This window comes from Pseudomonas arsenicoxydans, from assembly GCF_006438915.1.
GTDB classification, from domain to species: domain Bacteria; phylum Pseudomonadota; class Gammaproteobacteria; order Pseudomonadales; family Pseudomonadaceae; genus Aquipseudomonas; species Aquipseudomonas arsenicoxydans_A.
Genome location: NZ_RCZE01000010.1, coordinates 185,627 through 205,975 on the forward strand (window position 1 = coordinate 185,627; position 20,349 = coordinate 205,975).

At 53.3% G+C, this 20,349-nt stretch carries 16 protein-coding genes; 4 read left to right on the top strand and 12 right to left on the bottom strand.

All coding sequences use genetic code 11. The features are described from left to right. Positions 1-11: 11 nt before the first annotated feature. Positions 12-1,436 carry an undecaprenyl-phosphate glucose phosphotransferase gene (locus tag EAH78_RS21190; protein ID WP_140669278.1) on the top strand — a complete coding sequence of 475 codons (1,425 nt, stop codon included), beginning with the start codon at positions 12-14 and terminating at the stop codon, positions 1,434-1,436. Positions 1,437-1,674: 238 nt separating this feature from the next. Here the strand turns inward: EAH78_RS21190 and EAH78_RS21195 are convergent, their stop codons facing one another. Both EAH78_RS21195 and EAH78_RS21200 read right to left on the bottom strand, forming a co-directional pair. Continuing rightward, the gene (locus EAH78_RS21195) at positions 1,675-2,796 is read right to left on the bottom strand and encodes a glycosyltransferase 61 family protein (RefSeq protein ID WP_140669279.1); all 1,122 of its coding nucleotides are present in this window, start codon (positions 2,794-2,796) and stop codon (positions 1,675-1,677) included. A gap of 84 nt (positions 2,797-2,880) precedes the next feature. After that, positions 2,881-4,023, bottom strand: coding sequence for a hypothetical protein (locus tag EAH78_RS21200; RefSeq protein WP_140669280.1), 1,143 nt, complete (start codon positions 4,021-4,023; stop codon positions 2,881-2,883). A gap of 746 nt (positions 4,024-4,769) precedes the next feature. On the opposite strand from EAH78_RS21200, the gene EAH78_RS21205 reads away from it, so the two are divergent. Beyond that, positions 4,770-5,114, top strand: a complete 345-nt coding sequence (locus tag EAH78_RS21205) for a hypothetical protein (RefSeq protein WP_140669281.1) — start codon at positions 4,770-4,772, stop codon at positions 5,112-5,114. 245 nt (positions 5,115-5,359) lie between these two features. Here the strand turns inward: EAH78_RS21205 and EAH78_RS21210 are convergent, their stop codons facing one another. The 10 genes from EAH78_RS21210 to EAH78_RS21260 all read right to left on the bottom strand — a co-directional run bounded on the left by EAH78_RS21210 (position 5,360) and on the right by EAH78_RS21260 (position 15,969). Then, positions 5,360-6,157 carry a WecB/TagA/CpsF family glycosyltransferase gene (locus EAH78_RS21210; RefSeq protein WP_140669282.1) on the bottom strand — a complete coding sequence of 266 codons (798 nt, stop codon included), beginning with the start codon at positions 6,155-6,157 and terminating at the stop codon, positions 5,360-5,362. Further along, positions 6,157-7,344: a glycosyltransferase family 2 protein gene (locus EAH78_RS21215; RefSeq protein ID WP_140669283.1), complete on the bottom strand. Its 1,188-nt coding sequence runs from the start codon at positions 7,342-7,344 to the stop codon at positions 6,157-6,159. The genes EAH78_RS21210 and EAH78_RS21215 overlap by 1 nt, the downstream gene beginning before the upstream one ends. After that, positions 7,341-8,543, bottom strand: a complete 1,203-nt coding sequence (locus EAH78_RS21220) for a glycosyltransferase (RefSeq protein WP_140669284.1) — start codon at positions 8,541-8,543, stop codon at positions 7,341-7,343. Before EAH78_RS21220 ends, EAH78_RS21215 begins: the two co-directional genes overlap by 4 nt. Before the next feature lie 33 nt (positions 8,544-8,576). Beyond that, a complete protein-coding gene (locus EAH78_RS21225; RefSeq protein WP_140669285.1) occupies positions 8,577-9,506 on the bottom strand; it encodes a DUF535 family protein in 930 nt (309 codons plus the stop codon). Positions 9,507-9,513: 7 nt separating this feature from the next. Further along, the gene (locus EAH78_RS21230) at positions 9,514-10,491 is read right to left on the bottom strand and encodes a glycosyltransferase (protein WP_140669286.1); all 978 of its coding nucleotides are present in this window, start codon (positions 10,489-10,491) and stop codon (positions 9,514-9,516) included. Positions 10,492-10,573: 82 nt separating this feature from the next. Further along, a complete protein-coding gene (locus tag EAH78_RS21235; RefSeq protein ID WP_140669287.1) occupies positions 10,574-11,098 on the bottom strand; it encodes a serine O-acetyltransferase in 525 nt (174 codons plus the stop codon). Positions 11,099-11,106: 8 nt separating this feature from the next. Then, the gene (locus EAH78_RS21240) at positions 11,107-12,063 is read right to left on the bottom strand and encodes a glycosyltransferase family 2 protein (protein ID WP_140669288.1); all 957 of its coding nucleotides are present in this window, start codon (positions 12,061-12,063) and stop codon (positions 11,107-11,109) included. Beyond that, positions 12,056-12,673, bottom strand: a complete 618-nt coding sequence (locus tag EAH78_RS21245; protein ID WP_140669368.1) for an acyltransferase — start codon at positions 12,671-12,673, stop codon at positions 12,056-12,058. Before EAH78_RS21245 ends, EAH78_RS21240 begins: the two co-directional genes overlap by 8 nt. A gap of 96 nt (positions 12,674-12,769) precedes the next feature. Then, complete coding sequence (locus EAH78_RS21250) at positions 12,770-14,266, bottom strand: GMC oxidoreductase (protein ID WP_140669289.1); 1,497 nt, start codon at positions 14,264-14,266, stop codon at positions 12,770-12,772. A 326-nt stretch (positions 14,267-14,592) separates the two neighbouring features. Beyond that, positions 14,593-15,969, bottom strand: coding sequence for an oligosaccharide flippase family protein (locus EAH78_RS21260; RefSeq protein ID WP_140669291.1), 1,377 nt, complete (start codon positions 15,967-15,969; stop codon positions 14,593-14,595). Positions 15,970-16,064: 95 nt separating this feature from the next. On the opposite strand from EAH78_RS21260, the gene EAH78_RS21265 reads away from it, so the two are divergent. Beyond that, the gene (locus tag EAH78_RS21265; protein WP_140669292.1) at positions 16,065-17,591 is read left to right on the top strand and encodes an O-antigen ligase family protein; all 1,527 of its coding nucleotides are present in this window, start codon (positions 16,065-16,067) and stop codon (positions 17,589-17,591) included. Between the two features lie 5 nt (positions 17,592-17,596). Further along, entirely contained in the window at positions 17,597-20,272 is a 2,676-nt protein-coding gene (locus tag EAH78_RS21270) for a cellulase family glycosylhydrolase (protein ID WP_140669369.1), read from the top strand. Positions 20,273-20,349 lie beyond the last annotated feature (77 nt).

The following is a 20,349-nucleotide window of genomic DNA, read 5'->3' on the forward strand; positions in this document are numbered from 1 at the left end:
AAGGTCAAATTATGATTTTCGAGCCCAGCAGTAGCCGTTCCATACTCCAGCGACGAAGCAGTACCAGTAACGCTATTCAAGCCGGTCTCGACTTTATTGCTGTGACAGGCGTCGCATGGTATTTGATAAATGATTACATCGGTTACATAACGCAGGACTATGTCATCATGCTACTGCTGTTACTTGGGGCGTTGGCCGTCGTGTACGACCATTATGCCATTTACCGGAGTAATGTCGGTTTTGCAGTGAAAGCCTTCAAGCTTTTCAAGGCGTGGTCGGCCGCTTTTGGCTTTCTCGTTGTCATGGCGTTTCTTACTAAACAAAGCGAACAATATTCTCGCTTATTGGTGGGGCAGTTATATGTTTGTGGATATTTCGCTCAATTGATTTTGCATCTTGCAATCCGCGAACTGCAGAAAAAATTCTTGACCCATCCAGCGCAATTGGAAAACACTCTTATTATCGGCTCGGGAGAACTGGCCAACTTTCTTCACAAAAAAATAAGCAATAACCCGTGGCTGGGTGAGCGGGTGGTCGGTTGTGTGTTAATTGGCGCTAACGATAACCGGGGAAAGGAGGAGTCAAAAAGCCCGCAGCACTTGCCGATACTGGGTAGTATCTCCGACCTTGATGAATTGGTCGTGCAACATTCCATTCGTACCGTATATTTCGTAACGCCTCTGCAAGGCTCGGAAGTTATTCAACATGTTTACTTAAATCTGCTTGATAAACATATTGGCGTGAACTGGGTGCCGGACATTTTTTCATTGCGTTTAATCAATCACAGTGTGCGCGAAATTGCCGGCATTCCCGTGTTGACCCTGTCCGAAACGCCGCTAATGGGGATGCGCCTGTTTCTGAAGAATCTTGAGGACAAGGTTTTGGCCTTTCTCATCTTGCTTTTTGCGGCGCCGTTCCTGGCGGCTATAGCGATTGCCGTCAAGATCGACAGCCCTGGGCCGGTGTTTTTTCGCCAAGAGCGCATGGGGTGGAGTGGAGAAATTTTTCGGATCTGGAAGTTCAGAAGCATGGTCGTCCATCAGACTGAAAACGGCATCGTCAAGCAGGCAGAAAAGAACGATCCACGCACGACTCGGGTTGGAGCCTTTATTCGGCGCACAAGCCTGGATGAACTTCCACAGTTGTTCAACGTTTTGATGGGGGAAATGTCTCTGGTGGGACCTCGCCCACACGCTATCCAACATGATGCGCAGTACTCGCGCGGCATCGCAGCCTACTTTGCCCGTCACAATATCAAGCCAGGCATCACAGGCTTGGCGCAGGTACGTGGCTTTCGCGGCGAAACGAGGGACATGGAGCAGATGGCTCAGCGTGTGGAATCTGACATTGAGTACATCAACAACTGGTCACTCTGGCTCGACTTCGTCATTCTTCTGCGAACCCTGCTTGCATTCACCGGCAAGCGTGCTTATTAGCTTAAATGAACAGGGTGCAGTTGCAGTTTGTACACGCTAGCCAATCTGATGTTCGCCCAGCAGCGATTGCAACAGGCAACAGGCAACAGGCAACAGGCAGATTTTCCTGCAAGACGTTGCCCGGTTAATCAATAACAAAGCAGACGACACCAGCCTGAGAGAAATAAAAAAGCCGGTGGACTGATCCATCGGCCGGAAAGAGGTACATCGGGCGCACCGGTGAACTGCTCAGTGCCTCCTAAAATGGAATTAGGTCTAAAGTACGCTCAACCTCATCGAGGTCGACACTAAAACCATCACCCTCTTGTTTACCGACCACAAAACCAAAATGTTGGTGATCGCGATCCGTTAGATATTTGAAAAAACAAAGGAAACGGTTAGGGGGCTGCAAAACGAGCAGCGAACCACCTGGCTGAAGTACATTAACGCCATGTATGAGATGACTTCCCTCAACCCCTACCACAGTTCTTGCCCCAGCGCAGATAGCCACGATGGTCGGAACATCGGTATTTGCAGGATCGAGAATGCGAAAACCTCTGCGGTCACGCAGACGCTCGGCAATTTGCATTTCATTACGTAGCAATCGCTTTTCACCTTTACCGCCACGCAGAATGAACACGCCGGGGTGAGCGCAACTTTTTACGTGCGATAGCAATTTTTCGCCCATCTCGCGAAAACGTAAATGCTTATGTCGATTTTGGCTTAGATCGTCGAAGATCACGAGTTCGCGAAAAAACGCGTTACGTAATCGAACCGGCTTCATGCCAAGCCAGTCCTCGTAGCCCGGTGGGTGAAGTATGCCGTCCCTTTCGGTGGAAACAAGATTTGAAGATAGTTCCGTAGTCACCGGGACGCCTTCGTTACATGCCAATGGATAGGTTACACAATCGTCCATTAACCACGTGCCGAAATATTTATTCCCTCCCGCCGTGCAATATATAGCTCCGCGATCAATTTCATTTTCAACGCAGACTCTTGGCAACCATTCAGATTTAGGCGACAACCATGACTTTGCATTACCTTTATAGATACATCCATCCATTAACCAGACATCTTTAAGCAGGTAACCACGTGTTGGACCATTTTCAACACGCCCAACTCCTTCCATTGTACGACGGGGATGCTCGTGGGGATAAAAAAGCTCTTCTTCCCACGCTGTTACACGTTCGAGTTGATTCGGAAGGAAAAAAGCAGGTGGAGCAATTGATATGTCACCTGGCGCAATCTCCCACGTTTTTACGGCTACACTTTGCAGAGTCAAGGACGGCTTTCGTGCAAGCCGCTCTCTTAACATGTGTTTATATGCAGCAAGACTCCACTTCGATCGACCGCCACTCGTCAATGCATTAATTTCCGACATATGGGTTCCATTTTAAAGTGGTTATGCAGAAAACATCGATCAAGGCTAAAAACGTAAAGTGTATTTTTTAAATCAGAATCCAAATCAGGTAGATATGACACTTTCCATGATGGGAGGCGACTTCAGATGAGTGTAGCGGCTACGCAACGTCTCGAGAAGCATCTCTCCCGGACTTTTGGCACAGTAGAGATATATTTTGAATAGTCCACCAAAACCCATTTCACGATATCGGTTCGCGACCTCCTCATTATTCGGTCCCTCCGGAAGCCCAAGATGAAGTGTCAATTTTTTGCCTTCGACAGCAAATAAAGGTGTATCCCAAAGAAATTGCGCGGTGCCCACCTTAGGCAATCGAACAAATAAATACCCGGGGTTACCTAGCGTATCAACATCACCACCACGTCTTCTTTTCCACTCAAGGAGTCCATCGTCTGGGCGTGCCAGACAGGATCCGATATCATAATAGTCAAAACCATTTTCTATCGCCCACTCAAGTGCCATGAAGGTGGTAATTGAGTTGACCTCACGCAGCTTTTTCGCATCTGAATATACAATTTCCGGATAGCCGAAGCGGATCGTGCTCCAGTAGCGCTTTCCCGCCCGGGTAACTACGCATCCAAGATGGCACGCAACAACCTCGTCCTCTACCATGACCAGATCCAGGCGACCGGAAATTGTTGCTACCCTTCTAACCTCATGCGATTCAATTTGCGAGGCCGCTGTGCCATGCCTTGCTTTGGCGTAGGGTTGGAGCATTTCCTGATCGGCACTTTCAATATCGTCATCGTTCAGCGCCTGTTTCATACGGTAGCGCAGGCGGTTCTTGCGGAGATTTCGACGTAACTCGGTATTGTATCTCGCCGTAATCTCATCGATAGACCTACCCAGCGGCACAATGGCACTCAGATACTGAGGCACAGACAACGCCCCCCAGATTGGCATTTCGCTGACAAACACCGTCCGGTTTGATTTATCTGGTTCAATTATGCTGTCAACTACTTGAGACTCCGCCCCCAGGAGAACCTTCACAAATTCCCGCTGCGCTTTCCTGCCAACATAGAGAATGTCATAAGGACTGTCTTTCCGTAGTTTGAATCTGGCAATTTCCCAACGCCAAAAACACGCTCGTCCAAACATCTCCCGCAGCCAAGCACCCGCTTTTCTTAGCTCAAATCTTATAGAAGGAGATATGAGCTTGCGAATCAGTGTTGCTACAGATTCTTTCATTGGTTTATTAGTACACGCTGAGGAGAGGTCATTAGAGAGTGCCAATCAATGTTTGACATTTGAGTTCGGCAGCAAAGCGCGACACTCAACACCTGTAGCAAACTATAATTAGCGCCCATACATAATCATCCGCTTTACTTCACATCGAATTTTTGTGAAAAATCACAATCCTCAATACAGGCTAGATTGGCTGACAACATCCCGCGCGGTAACTTTTACGCATGAGGCGTCTTCAACGAAGAACGTAAACACAAACACCCCATCACCCAAGTCGAGTAAAGATGCTGCGTCAGCGTTTTGCAAGGTAGATTTCGCGTCAGCCGCGTTTTTTGTGCCACCGCTTATCAGTGCTGGTTGAACCCGCCCAGCGGTTCAATGACGCGGCCCGAATGATTTCCCAATTCCGTTTTTTTTTTGACCCGCAATGGCAACGTTGTTTTTTTGACGCCCTATTACCGTTCCATACTGAACGGAAAGGCCAAAGGTGGGGCATCTGATCACGGAGGCCCCCTGCGTCGGGTGATGCTCAGAGACCCTGCTATTTCACGCGGATGGAGATCGCTTGACCGATGACAGACCGGTTACAGGCGACGTTATTTTGACCAATTCGACTTGAGTTTCTATTTTTATCTATCGCACCGACACACTATTGACGTAGTGGCAATCTGACAACTAAGCTCAATTTCACCTGATAAAGGTTCCTTCGTCAGACAACTCATCAATCCTCTACGCCGGGAGCTGGTCTTATGAATTCGAAAGTTCTCATTAAAGCCGTTTTGTTGCTGACTCTCGTGACCAGCGCGGCTATTTCCAGTGCTCAGGCGGCCAGTTTGACCAATGTCAGCCAAGCCGCAGCGGCGCTTCCAGTTAGCAATACCATGGGTTTTCATGCCTACGTCGCCGCTGATTCAGACACGCAGAGTGTTGCTGCCGATGGTCAACTTAAGGACGCTCTGCACGTCCAGGGTTTGGCTGGAACCGCCAGCTCGTATCTCAGTCAAGGGAATGCTGTACCCATTCCTGCGGCAGCCTGGCTATTTTCTTCCGCGTTGTTTGGTTTTGTTCTGTTCGCCAATCGACGGAAGGTGTAGACGCTGGTCTTCTAAACTGCCTTCTCCATGGCAAGATCACTGCAACCAAACGAAAGCCCCCGTTTAACACGCCTTGCGTAGTTAAACGGGCGCCTTTATATACGGCACCCTTTCATAATCTCGCTGGCCCGCTACGGTGGCAGACGAGTCAGAACATCCTTCAGACAGACTTACCGATCGGGCAAGTAACGCTGGCGCCTGACGATCAGCCATCGCGACACCAGCCATCGACACAACGGGCAACCTTAAAGCCCGGTCCAGGTAGATGACTTCGCCGGAGGCGGACAGTCTTTTGCAGTGCCCCCTAAAGAGGCGTCTCTGAAGATCAGCGTGCGCGCCAAAAACTTTGGATTACCCAGCACGTAACGACGAAATAATCGCTTAGGTTCTTTCATCAGCCTGAATACCCACTCACAACCGAGACGGCGTACCCAGTATGGAGCCCGAGGTACCTTGCCACCGAGAAAATCCAGGACCGCTCCGCCACATACGATCAGGCATGGCAAGTCGCTGGCAGCTAGCCTGGCAGCAACGGCTTCTTGCTTGGGCATGCCCATACCCAGCACAACCAATTCCGGGCGCAGCTCCCGGGCAAGGTTTATATAGTCATCCACCTCAGCAAAACCATGGTGAGCAGAAACGACATTTACCGCAAATGCCGTTTCGCTACGCTGCACCGCATTCTTTAGATAGGGCTCTTCAGTGCCCCAGAAGGCCACACGCCGTCCCTTGAACGCAGCCAGTAATTTGGGAATAAAATCCGTGCCATTCATATTCATACCCGGCACTAAGCCCAACCGCCGCAACAGGATAGCCATGCCGGTGCCATCCCGTAATAACACGTCAGCAGCCAACAGTTCGTTGTAGTAATCGGTGTTTCCCACCACCAGGTTCATAGCGTGGGAATTGACAAAACCAAGCACTGTCGGCGCCTCATAATTGGATAAAGCATCAATCAACACTTGTTCATCACCGAGATTTCTGATCACGGTGAGTTTCTGGATAATCGTGTGCCAATTATACCGCCAAGCAAAAGTCCACATTAGCTTTCACCTCGCTTCGAGCGCACCCACTCAACTTGGCGCTTAATCAAAAAGCCTATATATAGGGGTATTTTTTTTATTGCGTAGAACGGCGCATACAATAAGGCTGACAAAGGGATGACCCCGCGACCAAATTGACTCCACGCCAGTAAGATAGTCACATTTAATATTGTCACCCCTGCAGAAGCGATCACTGCGGGAGCCAACGCTCCGCTCAGAAAAAACACCAACCATGACAGACTAAAAACAGCTCCCAACGCTAACGTTAATAACGCTAACGGAGGGACCAGTAAATCTAGCGTCATCGCCAGGAGGCTCCAGTTACGCCGGCCAATCGACTCAACAAACAACTTTGGCGCATCACCCAGGATTACCCCTAGATGACCATGTTCCCAGCGCGTACGCTGGGTGCTTAAACCTTCATCACTGCGCGGAAAATAGCTGGTCACCCGAGCATCAGGGCAAAACAAAGGCGGCTTGCCGCGGCGGCAAAAATCGAAGCCCATCTTCAAATCTTCGACAATGTGACCACTGGCTAAATCGATCAAAGCCAGGTCCCGCCAGACGAAAGCCATACCCGCCCCCATTAACTGACAGGGCAAACCAAGCCGATCCCAACCTCGCGGTCGAACCAGATTCTTCACACGCCAGGCAAACTCGGCAAGTTGCACTTTGAGTCCGGCACCTGCGGGAGCGTACATTAGATAAAGTGCTTGCGTTGGCCGACCTGAGTCGATGCAGCACATCGCCAACCGCTCAATGGCGCCCTCACCTACCTGGCAATCGGCATCGACAATGATCATGACGTCGGGAGCGCAGTTCGCTAAATGTCGCAAGCCAAAGTCCAGCGCATAACCCTTGCCACGCTGATGATCATTGCAGCGTTCCACCACCTCGACGCCCGCCGTGCGGGCCAGGGCGGCCGTATCGTCGGTACAGTTATCCGCCACAACCAGGAGGCGATCGCCCTCTAGCAACTGCGGCCGAATGCTATTCAGCGTTGCGATTATGATCGAGGATTCATTGTGTGCCGGCACCAACACCGCCACTCGGGGGCGCAATCCTTGCGCCGACGGAATCGACCGCGCAGGCAGACTAGCCAGCAGTACCTGCACAAACAGAACCAGCACAGGCAAGAGCATGAGCACCGACAGTGCGCTGAGCAGCCAATTGAGTAATGTGATCATACTTGCGCCATAAACAAGTTAGCCAACTTAGCCGCTTCGATATCAATATCGTGCCGCTCCCGCACTCTCAGGTAAGCCGCCTCGCCCATCCGCTGCAAGACCTCGGCAGGCTGAGCGAGGCAGTCCGCCAGCGCCGCCGCCAACTCATCCACCGCTCCAGCGGGAAACAACCAACCGTTCTCACCGTGACGCACTAACTCGGGAATACCTGCTACGTAGGTCGTCAGCACTGGTCGACGCAAAGCCATGGCTTCCATGATGACTACCGGCAAACCCTCAGCGAAGCTCGGCAACACCAAGGCGCGCGCCGCAAGCATTTCCGCACGCACTTGATCGCTGCTAATCCAGCCGGTAATTCGCACCCGCTCCTGCAAGCCATGCTGGGATATCAGGGCTTCTATTTGCGCACGCATTTCCCCATCGCCGGCCAGTACTATCTCGAACGATATGGATTGCGCTGCCAGGATGCGGGCTGCTTCAAGCAACAATAGCTGGCCCTTTTGCTCACACAAACGACCCACACAAACCAACCGCGGCACAGATGGCACGGCAACTGCCGGCACATTGTGAAACGCCCGCTCCAGGCCGCAATGCACGACCTTTACCTTGGTCCAATGCGCATGCTCCACCCAACGAAACAGCTGGCTGCGTCCATAAGAGCTGATTGCCGCGACAAAAGTCGCGCGCCGGACTTTCTCGCCCAAATGAATAAACTGCGGTTTGTCGAACTCCTCCGGACCGTGCACGGTAAAACTGTACGTTGGCCCGCCAAGTGCGTTGGCCAGCATCACCACCTCGGTGGAGTTGGTACCGAAATGTGCATGCACATGCTCGGCGCCAAACGCCTGCAACCAAGGCAGCAGGCGGCACGCCTCGAATAAATAGACCAAATGGTACGGCCAAGGGCGATCAGCACGCTGACCCATGCGCAACGCCAGCCACAGCGCCGAAAAAAAGCGTCTCGGCTGAGCGCGCAGCACCCGCAGCACAGGCACTACCAGCCCTTTGACTCCGTCCTGCAGCACATAGCTGGTTTTATTGCGTTCGGATACGTCCTCAGCATCCACTAACTCGACATCCCAGCCACGCAGCGCAATGCGCTGTACCGCAAAGCCCTGACGCTCTAACGCCAAAATTTCCCGACGAATGAAGCTATGGCTGACCTTGGGGTATTGATTGATAAAATAAGCGATGTGCATAGGCCCCCAATTGAGATGTCGTGCGGTGAATTATTACTGCGGTACGCTCACGGCAGTTCTTCCTAATACCCTGTCTATTTTTGAAAACACATCATCAAGAAACTCATAACGCCTGCGGTACATGGCGCGTTTTTTTGACGGAATATCATCAAGCGCCTTTCTGGCCAAGGCCATGGGGATTTCAAAAAAGTCTTCGCTCGCAGACGGAATCGCTCCGTGCTCCAACCATATGACATCATAATTGGCCACCAACTCTAGCGCTTTTTTTGCCCCAAAATACGGATGACGATGATGTCGATAACCATCCCCAATCGCATAGATTTTTTCAACACCCACAATTTTCGCAACATGCTTAATGGCTTCGATCAGGAAACTTCTTGGGCGCAGACCTTCAAAATCTTTTGTCAGCTCTCTATAAATATCCAGAGACTTGTCACTCTCTATTCCCTTATGTATCCCTTGGACAGCACCAATAAAAATACATAACTCAACTTCCGTACGACACAAGGTGAATGCTATTGAAGCAATGCGCAAATCGCCCTGAAACAAATTCAGCACCAACTCCCCTTCACGCATAAACCATACCGGACGATCCAAAACCAGGGAACAACCAGCAGAGTATTCTGACAAATCCCCCAAAACCAGACTTTCATTTCGCCCAAAAAGCAATAACTTCGGGCAGCTTTTTGAGACGACTTCGTAATGCGAGGCTAATACGCCAAGTCTATCTTGAGAGCTCCAGTTGCTACTGATGTATGGCCAATGAACCACACCCACGCAATCCTCCCCCAACTTCTCGACACCGGTCTTGCCAAGAGCGTTCGACATACGCGACAAAAACGTGTTTAGCGCTGACCAGTTTTTCCCAACTAAAACCAGTAATTTAAACTTATTATTCAACGCTCTTAATGAATAGCCCGCATGCAAAAAAAATACACTATTCCATATCAGCCTATAATTCATATAAGTCTCACTTGTATTCGATCAACGCCGTCTTTCCGGCGCCGAATCTGTTCAATAGAAACTTGAGTTGCCCAAGCATCTCGGGAAATTTGCCCAGCACCAAAAAAAAGGCCTGCATCCAGTTTTCGCGCGCAGATCTATCGCCCCGGCGAGCCAATCGCACCACCTGCAGAGGATAGACCAGCAGTAGAACCAACCCGAACCATCCCAGCATCAAACTCGCGATCATAGTCGCCAGCGGGATACCCAAGCCCCAGACCCAGGCACGGCGCGACTCACGTAGCCAATGTTGCTCCGGTGCGGCCCCATGCAAAAATGCGCCCTCGGCAAAAGCATGCCCCCCGCGCAGGGTCCGCTTCCACCATTGCCCGAAGCGGGTCATGCCTGCATCGTGCAAGGTCATTTCTTCAACCAGACGCCAGACCTTCCATCCAGCTGCACGCAGACGCACACACAACTCAGGCTCTTCCCCGGCGATGAGATCTGTTCGAAACCCCGACGCTGCGATAAAGGCATCAGCCCGCATCAGCGCATCGCCGCCACAAGCTTTGGCCTCACCTATCGGTGTGTCCCATTCGAGATCACACAGCAGGTTGTAAATCGAGCGCTGTGGAAAGCGTTCCCGGCGCCGTCCGCAGACCACCGCAACCTCAGGATGCGCTTCAAGAAAGGCTCGTGCCTGAGACAGCCAGCCAGCGACAACCTCGCAATCACCATCGACAAACTGCACATAACGCACCGTCGGCAGTAAGCGTTGCAAGCAGGCAAACCCTTCATTACGCGCGCGCGCAGCCGTAAAGGGAATTGTCATATTCAACTCGACCACCTCGACCCCAAGCCTAAGTGCCATCTGCACTGATCCATCCGTTGATCCAGAGTCGACATAAATAATCTTCTGCGCAGCACCGACCAGCGAAGCCATGCAACACTCAAGCCGAAGGCCTTCATTGCGACCGATAACAACCACACCTAAATCAGTGGCCATGGCGTTCACTCAGCGATGCAACAGGATTTGTTGCCAAAACGCAGGCACGTCAAACCACGATCGAGATACTCCATCGGACGGTTCATGAGCATTCCTGTGCCTCCGTGCGCCGCATTTTCTTGATAGTCGCAGGCACGCCCACTGCCAACGAATCGTCGGGTACATCTGTCAGCACTACGGCATTGGCTCCAATCACGACATTGTTACCAATGCGGATATTGCCCAGCACCTTGGCCCCTGCACCGATGTCAACGTTGTTACCCATCACCGGGGCAATCGGCTCATTCACATTCTTTAGTCCGACGACCACGCCGTTGCGAATACGGCAATCATCGCCGAACTGCGCATAACCACTGATCACGATACCGCCGAAATGATCGATAACGAAGTTGCGCCCGATCACAACTTCACACGGCAGCTCGATACCCGTCAGGATCTGCACTAACTTGAAGAGAACTTTGTATATAAAGGAGAGCAACTTACGTAACAGTGCCGGGCGCACGCCATAGCGCCAGCGTCCAAAGCGATAGACCAACATTACCCAGAATCCCTGAGCAGCCCAATCGCCGTCGTAGGAACGCAAGTCCGCACGTATGTTTTCGAACATAGATTTATTTACCGTGTCGGTTGGCTGGCGAGATTGGTTTCACGCAACAGCGCCCAAGTAATACGAGCATGCTGCCAGCATGCCGCTATGGCTGCCCAGCCGCGACCTTTCAAGAGTGCCTTGAGCGCCAAAATCAGATCACCCAGGCTTACCAATAACATGTGCAATGCAAGACCAAGCAGACCGTGGTGCTTTCGGAAGTACAAAAGTTCGCTTTCCATTTGTAACGTGGATATCTGTCGACTGACCGCATTAAGCGTATCAACCGATTTGGCACTTTCACCGCCGATGTGCACTACCGTGGTTTGTGGGTAGCAAACCACCTTCCAACCGGCCTGTTTGACGCGTTTGCAGTGATCTACCTCTTCGTAGTAAAGGAAGTAGCGCGGGTCGAACAATCCAACCTGGTCGATGACTTCACGGCGAATCAGGTAATAGCAACCGGGCACCCAGTCGCACTCACGGACCGAGGCATGATCCCAGGCCATGTCATCGACCGCTTTCACCACAGGGAAAAAGCGTTCAAGCCCTGTACGCGAGAGGAACACATTCAACGGTGTCGGAAAAAAGCGACAGGAGGGTTGCAAATCGCCCTCTCGTCCAACCAACCGTACGCCGAGGACACCGCAGTCAGGATGAGCCTCCATGTAGTCGAGGGTCTTACTCAGGGTATCAGCAGCAACAAAGGCATCGGTATTGAGGAGCAACGCATATTTGCCCTGCAGATGTTCAACCAACTGATTGTTGGCGCGACCGAAGCCAACATTATTTTCATTGGCCAGCAGAAAGGCCTCTGGACAAATATTTGCCAGACACTCCAGCGAATTATCGGCAGAGGCATTATCAACTATTAGGTAACGCGTGCGATTCGCGCTATTCGCCTGACGTAACGCATTAAACATGGGTTGCAACAGTGCCGCTGTATTGTAATTAACCACCAGCACGTCCAGAGGAGTACTAACCATTGGCTTGTTCGCCAAAAAAATACTCTGCTCTCATGGCTTGCAGCTTCGGTTCCAGTTCCGAGTCAAACAAACCCTCGCGATTCTCGATGAGGTCAATCCACGGATAAGCGGCGCAACGCTCCTGGATATTCTTCACCAGCGTTTCCATCGTACAGATAACCCTGGCTGGATTACCCCCGACCACCATCCCGGGTGGAACGTCTCTGAGTACAACAGCGCCAGCGGCCACAACTGAATTCGGGCCAATCGTTACACGCGGCATGACAATGGCGCCATGACCGACAAAAGAATTAGCCCGGATATCGACGCCGCCGACAGAATCGAGTTTTGTCCCGTCACGCGCATTGATTACGTGGACGATGCCATCGTGGCCGAAGATTGTGCAATCGGATAAACCTACGTTGTCGCCAAGCTTAAGCATCGCAGGGTCGGTGATGTTGCACCCAAGGTTGATCCACGCTCCTTTACCGACGGAGTGCAGCCCCCCCCATCGCCCCATATGTTGAGCCCATTCATACCCGTCCGGTTTACAAAACTTTTTATAGAGTGAGGTTCCACGTCCAGTTGTTCTGGCGTAATGAGCAATGGCGCGTTTTAGTAGACCAATCATCCTGTTAGCCTCAAATTCAGCGATATACATCGTGCCAGGGTTCGATGACCCTGATCGTTATTACCACTACTCTAAGCGTAGACTCCTCCTTAACATTCAACTCGGAAAATCGACAAACTCTCCTGTTCCGGAATATCTGCCCACCGCCGGCCCCATTTCATGGTTCAGATGATCCGCCAGCCTTAGCGCCAGTTGAAGAAGGGGCATCGTGGGGTTACAGGCACCACCAGTGGCAAAAACGCTGCTGCCCGCCACGTGAAGATTCTCGACGCCGAATACCTTGCAGTTCTCGTCGACCACGCCAAATTCAGGCGATGCCGCCATCCGTGTGGTCCCCATATGATGAGCATGGGGATTGACCTTCAGCGGCAGCTCGACGTCGTAGACGCACTCCTCCAGCTTCACGAAGCCCAGCCCCGTCTCGGCAAAACATTTGGCCACTTCGAGCCCTATGGACTTGACAGTATTTCGGTCTGCCGGGGTCAGTTCCCAGTGCACGTTTATTTTTTTCATCCCTAGCGCATCCCGCTCTTCGAGTAACACGATGCGGCTATTGGGGTTGGGGAATTGCTCGATCAGCGTGCCGAGTACTCCGTCGCCCGGGCATTCGAACTTGGTAATGAACTCGATCTTGTGCGCAGCTCCAATGTCACAGACGAGATTCTCGAAAAAGTCCTTGATTGCCGCCGTTCGCCCATAGGCTTTCACTTCAGATACGAGCGAGGCAGTCACATTGCCTTTACCGGACTCGTGCGCCATCACGAAGGCATCGGTGGTGAAGTACTGCCGGACATCCGCACCCTCCCCGTCCTTGAGGATGAAGGTTCCCATATCGACGTTCAGATGCTCCATGAAGCATCGACCGACAAAACCATCCTTGCGTACGATTCCGCCAGCTGCCAGGGACTCACTGTTGAGCAACTGCCTGGCATTCTCGATCGCCCCTGTTGCCAGAATGAATTGTTTGGCCGTGACTCGTTCTCGATGCAACGCATAGTCGGAGACAACGATGGTCGCTATGCGTCCGGTGTTGCTGTCGAACTCGAGATCAACGCAGTTGCAGTTGATGAAAACATCAAGCCCATCAGTCTCATTAAGTTCCTTGGCATATTTCTGAGCAAATCGCGTTGGTGGACTGAGCAGGAAGCGATCAGCTTCAAAGTCGTCACCGTCCAGACTGGCATTGATCGCCTTGAATCCGGAGTGCGGCGGAAGATCGACAATATCCATGGCCGCTACCAGATTGCGGTCGATCTCGGAAAACGCGATGGGCCAGCCGGGCAAATGCACGGGAGGGCCGACGGCGAAGTCCGACCGCTCAAAGGGACGGCATCGTCCGGCCCAGTGATTGGAGGTCCCGCCGAGATAGCGCAGGCGAGTTTCCTCTGCATAGACTTCGAGGCCTGTCGAAGGGCACTTGTAGAGCTCTTGCGAAACCGGCGAATACTCGTGCCCACCGCCCTCAAGAAGCACCACGTGCCGTCCGTTACCGGCTAGACGCAGGGCCAGTGTAATGCCAGCCGGCCCTCCGCCGATGATGCAGACGTCATAGTGGTCGCGCAGTTCTTTCTGCGATTGATAGTCCTTGATCATGCTTGGGCTTGCCGAAAATGCTGGGCTGGCAGCACCCATCCGTTGATGACAACAAACTTGGATTTGGCAGCAGAAGGCCGGGGAACAGTAATGGCAGATCCAAACATAAGCCCACCAAGGCTCAGCAGGGCACAGGCCCGGAGGAAGCCTCTGCGACCTATCACAGAGAAATTCAAATCAGTTTCTTGCATGATTCAAAGCTCCACGACATCGAGATGCGTTGGAAATTTCACATTAAGGTGACAACTGTCTGGCGACCACCATCAATGCCTCTCAATGGCGACGCTGTACGACCACTTTGGAAACAGCAAAAGCGTTAGATTCAATCAAAGCCATTTGGCCAGATCCGTCAAAAGCGCTCCACACAAAGCCCCCACCAACAGCATTGGCAACACCACCAGCTCGCGCTTGAGACTCAATATACCCAGACGATAGTTGACATAAAAAACCAGGATAAGCGTCGGAAACGTATGCAGGGCGACACCCCAGATCGCGTATTTGACCCCACCAATTGCCAGCAGCAAAGGCAGCAACACCCATAGCGAGACCACCCGGATAATGTTGTCCATGGCCTGGTACTTGGTGAGCCCCAAGGCAAGCCAGACCTGATGGGCCAACATATAGCGCATGGTGAAAAAAGACAGTGAAAGAATCGCCATAATGTCGCCGGCCTGGGCGTAGCGTTCATCGTATAAAAACCTGATGAGCAGTGGACTGCCGGTCCAGAACAAGCCACAGAAAAACAGACAGGCCAGATCGAACATCAGCTTGAGGCGGTAATACAACGCGTGCAGCCGTGGGGTGTCGCTGGTTCTTGTGGCCTCGCTAAAGGCCGGCAAGGCCACGGCCCCGACCAGCCTCTGCATTCCCAACTGCAGCGCTCCCAAAATAAGCACGGCAATGGAATAGACCCCCAACTCGGCGGCCGTCATGCTGCCGCCAAACCAGATGCGGTCACCGTACAACGCCAATACGCCCACGGCCGATGACAACAAGATCCAGCGGCCGAAAACGACTAACTCCTTGAGCGCATCACTTTCCCACTGCAGACGGTTGGGCGGGCCCTCAAACCACAGGTGTCCCATCGCTGTGCTGACGACCGCCGAGACCAGACCCGCCACCACCAGTGACCAGATGGACCGGGTGAAATAACCGACGGCCAGCATCGCCAGGAGCCCGGCGAACTGCGACGTAAATTCGGCGATCACCACTTTCTTTTGCTGGAAAGCGCGCACCGCCAAATCGACTTTCGTCGACTGCAAACCGAAGATGATTGCCAACACCCCCGTCAACGCCAGTACCAACGGCAATTCGGGCGCAGCGTAGGTGGAATTGACTGCCCACAGATTGAGGGTCTGGGCAAACCAGGCGACGCCCGCGATCAGCAGTGTTGACGCAAAAAGGATGAGACCGCGCACGATCTGCACCGTCCACACGGTATTGAGAAACACCGGGTCGTCACCACGTGGGCTCTGGATGATGTTTTGTCGCAAGCCGACATCGGACAGCAGGTGCAGAACCACCGAAACGGTGGTTGCAATCATCATGACGCCGAACATTTCCGGCATCAACAATCGTGCCATGATGAGGTTGCCGCCGAGCCGAAACCCTTGGGACGTAACGAGCGCCCCGACATTCCAGACCCCGGCAGAAATCGCCTTCTTGCGAAGGCCGGTTGATGGCGATACCTCGGCTAACGACATAACATCAACCCCAGACTCAATGGCACAAAAGGTACTATAGTCGCATTTTGCCACACAGCTAGCCGTCGCTCATTAATCAGAAAAGTACGACATCCATGCCTGAGCACTTTCGCGCGTTAATCGTCATTCTGGTCCTTGCCGGCGTCGTTTTTGCCATGGCTCGCCGACCCGCTGCCGACCTGATTTCTGAGCGCGATTTCACGCGTCGGCGCAATCTGTGGTTCGTATTGACGCTACTGGCTTTCTTCTCCCACAGCTTCTGGGTCTATGCGGGCATCGCCGCTATCGTGATGACCGTTTCACGTAAGCGCGAACGAAACCCAGTGGCGCTTTTTTTTATTCTGCTGTTTCTCATGCCGCCCGCCACGGTGGAGATTCCCGGCTTTGGCGTGATCAATTATTTCTTCGCCCTGAACCATGTTCGTCTGCTGGGTTTGTGTGTATTGCTTCCGGCTTTTCTTGTGCTGCGCAAACAAGCGGACACGGTTCCTTTCGGACGCACCTGGCCTGACAAACTGTTGGCCGCCAACATGGTGTTGACGTGCCTGCTTTACCTGCGCGAAACCACCGTCACCGACGCGCTGCGCCAAACGCTGTACCTGTTCGTCGAAGTTTTTTTACCCTATTACGTGGCCAGCCGGGCACTAAAGAACCTCAGCGACTTCAAGGATGCTCTGTTCTGTTTTGTACTCGCCGCCATGCTGCTATCGCTGATTGGCCTGTTCGAGTACTGGCGCAGCTGGTTGCTCTACAGTGCACTGAACAACGCCTTGGGCGTGCAATGGGAAATGTCCGGCTACCTGACCCGCGGTGGTTCGTTACGCGCCAGTGTCACGACCGGCCAGGCCATTGCTCTGGGCTTCGTCATCAGCGTAGCCATCGGCTTTTACCTGTACTTGCAGGAAGAGGTGCGCAGCAAATTACAACGCCGGCTGGGCGCGCTGCTGCTCGCTGGCGGTCTGTATGCGCCGCTGTCCCGAGGCCCCTGGATCGGCACAGCCGTGATGATCGTCGTGTTCATCGGCACCGGACGCAAAGCCATCAAACGCCTGATGCTACTGGGGATCAGCGCGATGCTCGTCGTGCCCTTGCTGGTCGTTGTGCCGGGCGGGCAAAAAATCCTTGATCTGCTACCGTTCATCGGCACGGTGGAGGTGGAAAACATCACCTACCGACAACGCCTGTTCGATAACGCAGTAATCGTTGTCCAGCGCAACCCCTGGCTGGGCTCTTTCGATTTTCGCAGCACGCCGGAAATGCAATCATTGATTCAGGGCCAAGGGATCATCGACGTCGTGAACACCTATATCGGCATCGCGCTATCGTTCGGTCTGGTTGGATTGACGCTTTTCGTGGTCTTTTTCATTAGCGTCCTGATGGGCATCCGCAAAGGCATGCGCTCGTTCCCCAACAAGGACAATGAGGCGCACCGACTCGGGCGAGCACTCCTCGCGACACTGGCCGGAATTCTGATCACCATCGTTACCGTCAGCAGTATCACAGTCATCCCCGTGGTGTATTGGTCGGTAGCCGGGTTGGGCGTTGCTTATGCCCAGATGGCGCACCGGCGCAAACACACCTCGACGGCCATCACAGCCAGTGCCCACCTCTCACTCCGGTAGAACCTATGGTCCCCTTGTTTCGCCGTCCCCTGATTGCGCTTTTGTTACTGCTGTCGCTGTCGCTGGCGCTTTTACCGTTGCGTATCTGGGCGTCGGACTGGGTCGTCAGCGTCGACGAGCGCAGTGGCCTGCCCACACTGCTGCGCGGCGGCAGCCCGGCCTTTATCGGCGCCCTGACTTTCTGGGAGAAAAACTGGGGCTGGACCTACACGGCGACCGAACTCAAGGTCACCGCGCCCTATCGCTACGTTTTGGCGGGCCAGAACAAATCTCTGGATTTCGATCTGCACGCGCAGATCCAGAAAGTAGACGCGCAAAAGCTGACCTGGAACTTTGCCCTGGATGCACGGAGCGCGAAATCGGGCGTGATGGGTGGCGGCATTGTTTTCAGGTTCGACGCAGCCCTTTTCCAGGAGATGGGTCAGCCCGTTTTGCTTCCCGACAATAGCGGCTGGTCCTGGGGCACTGCACAGGGGCGACGCATCGAAATGCGTTTCGAGCCTGCACTGGCGAGCGTGTACTTTGAACCCGGCGATAAATCCGAGGTGCGTGCTTTTTTCTACAAAAACACGATAGAGCCCGGCCTTCGGAAATTCACGGCCACCCTGAGTGTCTCTGGTGATGTGGCGATCGGCCCTACCACCAGCGAGCGCTTCGGCCCGACCGACCCAAAGAGCTGGCCTACTGACAAGCTCGACTGGAAAACCTCGCCGGTTGACCTGTCCTTTCTCAATGCTAAGGAAAAACCTGCCGGCAAGCGCGGCTTCGTCAAGGCCGACGGCGAGCAACTACGCTTCGCGGACAATACCCCGGCGCGTTTCTGGGGCACCAACCTGTCGGCCTACACCCTGTTCCGCACACCAGACGATGCGATCAAGTTGCAGGCCAAACGCCTGTCGGCACTGGGCTTCAATCTCGTACGACTGCATCACCATGACTCGCCGTGGGTCTTCCCGAATATTTTTGGTGACGGCAATGTGACGACTGACACCCAGCAACTGAGTCCGGAGTCGCTGAAAAAAATCGACTGGTGGATCAAGTGCCTGAAGGACGAAGGCATTTATGTATGGCTCGATATGCACGTCGAACGCGCCGTTAGCGCCAACGACAACATTTTCGGCTTTGAGGAAATGCCAAAGAACAGCAAAAATACGGCGGGTCTCAAGGGCTATGCCTACGTGAACCTCACCATTCAGAATGCGATGAAACGCTTTGCCGAAAGTTACCTCACTCATGTAAACACGTTTACCGGGCTCGCTTACAAGGACGACCCGGCGATTGCCGCCATACTGATCACCAACGAAAATGACGTTACCCATCACTACGGCAACGCCCTGTTACCCGACAAGCAAGTGCCCAAGCACAATCGCGTCTACATGGACGCGGCTGCGGCCTTTGCCAAGCAACACAATCTATCGACGAGCCAGACCTGGCGCGCCTGGGAGCCTGGCCCGTCCCAGCTGTTTCTCAACGATCTGGAGCAACGCTTCAACGTCGACATGATTCAGCACCTGCGTGGACTCGGCGTGAAAGTGCCCATCGCCACGACCAGCAGTTGGGGCGGCAATGGCCTGAGCTCGCTGCCGGCTCTTACCGCCGGCGACGTGATCGACGTCCATAGTTACGGTGGCCTTGGCCAGATAGAAAAGAACCCGCTTTTCAGTGACAGCATAGTGAACTGGATTGCTGCCGGACAGGTCGCCGGTAAACCCCTGACCGTCACCGAGTGGAACAATGAACCGTTCCCGACACCTGACCGCCACTCGCTGCCACTTTATATCGCCGGCACAGCCAGCCACCAAGGCTGGGATGCGCTGATGCAATATGCCTACAGCCAGGAGTCACTCGGCGGCGAATGGATGACTGCCGACAACTGGCACGCCTATAACGACCCGGCATTGCTGGCCACCCTCCCCGCGGCCGCCTTGCTTTATCGCCGTGCAGACGTTCGTGAAGCAACAACGACCTATGTCTTTGCTCCGACGCCAGGCACCTTGTTCAATCAATTCATTACACCGGCCAATGCTGTGCTACTGCGCACAGCCATGGAGAAAGGCAAGCTGGAAATCGCATTGCCCCAGACGCCAGAACTGCCTTGGTTGCAGGCGAGCGTTATCCCGGAAAATGCGCAGGTGTTTCATGACCCCAACCAGTCCCTGCTAGTGGCCAATGCCAGTGAGTCCACGACGGATACGGGCGAGCTGAAGCGCAACTGGAAACAAGGGATCTACACCATCAATACACCGCGCACCCAAGCCGCTACCGGCTGGATCGGCGGCGAGTCGATCAGCCTTGCCAACGTCGATATTCAAGTGAACACCGCCAACGCAAGTGTAGTGGTGCAAAGTCTGGACGACAGCCCTGTGGGCCGATCGCAGGATTTACTGATTTCGCTGGGCACCCGTGCCATCCCCCAGGACGATGGCAAACCCCCTTTTTATGTTGAGCCCCTCGCAGGCACGCTAACCATCCAGGCACCGCAAGGCTTGACATTGTTTACCCACGGCGCACCTGGTCAAATGAAGAATCTGCCCGTCACCTACCTCGATGGACGCTATACGATCAAGCTCGACGGCTTGCAGGCGTCGAACTGGTTGTTTTTGAAAAAAAACGCCACGCAAGCTAAAACATCACCAAGCCCTGCCAATACTGCATCAATCAGCGAGCCAGCCACTCAATAGCTAACCTGTCTTTCAGCGTAATGGTCAGTTAACTCGCGCACCTCCCAAGCTGCGCTTGCACAGCAACAGTTTCCAGG